The sequence below is a fragment of the Staphylococcus sp. EG-SA-2 genome, from assembly GCF_017152085.1.
On the sequence record NZ_JACYHC010001024.1, the window covers coordinates 1 to 803 of the forward strand.

The 803-nt window shown below is 27.4% G+C and carries 2 protein-coding genes; one reads left to right on the forward strand and one right to left on the reverse strand.

What is annotated here, in order from left to right; all coding sequences use genetic code 11:
• Window positions 1-2: 2 nt before the first annotated feature.
• A complete protein-coding gene (locus tag IDG60_RS17505) occupies window positions 3-206 on the forward strand; it encodes a hypothetical protein (RefSeq protein WP_346767044.1) in 204 nt (67 codons plus the stop codon).
• A 107-nt stretch (window positions 207-313) separates the two neighbouring features.
• Here IDG60_RS17505 and IDG60_RS17510 read toward each other — a convergent pair whose 3' ends face one another.
• Window positions 314-622, reverse strand: coding sequence for a hypothetical protein (locus IDG60_RS17510; RefSeq protein WP_000217712.1), 309 nt, complete (start codon window positions 620-622; stop codon window positions 314-316).
• Between the last annotated feature and the right edge of the window lie 181 nt (window positions 623-803).

The following is an 803-nucleotide window of genomic DNA, read 5'->3' on the forward strand; positions in this document are numbered from 1 at the left end:
GAATTTTAATCAATGCTATTAAGGTGGGAATTGAAATGAAATATAAAATTAGTTTGGCTTATAATTTAGCAATTATAATAGGGTCGCTAATTATATTATGTATACTAATATCTAGAGGTTATGATATTTATGTAATCTTGATTCCAATTTTGACTATTTTAGCTAGTTTAATCAATTTATTTTGTGATATTAAAAAGCATAAATGATTCTATATTAATGCAACTTTGTATTCGTACAAGGTTGTATTTTTTTCGCAAACAATTACTTACTGACAGCGCATCAATAAATCTAACCAACACACTATCACAAACATTTACGGGTATTTTGTAATTTTATAAAAGCAAACGTAGAATAATGCGATAAGTAATAATGCTATCGTTAAAAATAAGAATGCTAATGCAATAAAATCATATTCAAAGCTTAGAATTGAAGACATCAAAAATACTGCACTCAAACTGATACATAGCGTAAATATATATGCAATTTGGTTCTTGTGTTTATCTGCAATGGTCGTTTGATTTATAAAAGAGATTAGTGTGAAATCTTTAGTTATTGCGACATAAATGCCTAATATAACCATACTGATACAGAACACGATAGAAAACACGATGTTGACGGTCATTGTTGCACCTTCCCGATAGAATATAATGTACTGTCTTTTAGTAATGGATGCGTTTCTTATATATGTATGTTTCTAAAAAACAGTACGTTTTTATCAATTTTTAATTTATTAGTTGAATGAATGGGGTTATGAAAAAGGAAGTTTTAATCTTTTGTCATGAAATAAATGGGATGAATATCAC